This is a genomic window from Bradyrhizobium sp. CFUWI (assembly GCF_056429085.1).
Genome location: NZ_JBWJZE010000199.1, coordinates 1 through 447, shown reverse-complemented (window position 1 = coordinate 447; position 447 = coordinate 1). Strand labels below are relative to the sequence as shown.

Below are 447 nucleotides of genomic sequence, written 5' to 3'. Positions count from 1 at the left end.
CCGCATAGGCGCCGCCACCAGTCGGAAGTGCAACGACGCCTTCAGCGGAAACTTCCTGAACTGGGCCAGCAGTTCGGCCATCGACATGCTCCGTCTGGCACTGTCGGGCGGAGATCGATATATCGATACCAGCAATCTCACCATATTGCAGCGCGCCGTCCTTCCTAATGGTGACCCGGTATGCATGTGGAACAGCAACAATTTTCCAGCCAAGCAGCTGACCCGGGATGGCGGCGGCGCAGGCACCTACTGGGGAGCAGTCCCTACCGCCTTGGCAACGGCAGCCGGCAGCAATGACATCTGGGTCGCCAACACGCTGAACCGGATCTATTTCGGGACATCCAGGGCAGGCGACTGCAATAGTGGTCCCGGAAGCTACACCCTCGGTGGCCCTGCGGGTGGCAACGTCCTGGAGAACAATTCTCCAGCGACCACGACCTCGAATCT

The 447-nt window shown here is 60.4% G+C and carries 1 protein-coding gene; it reads left to right on the top strand.

Annotated features, from left to right (window positions below; translation table 11 throughout):
- On the top strand, positions 1 to 447 hold a 447-nt coding region (locus AC066S_RS39405), incomplete at both ends, for a hypothetical protein (protein ID WP_478271998.1).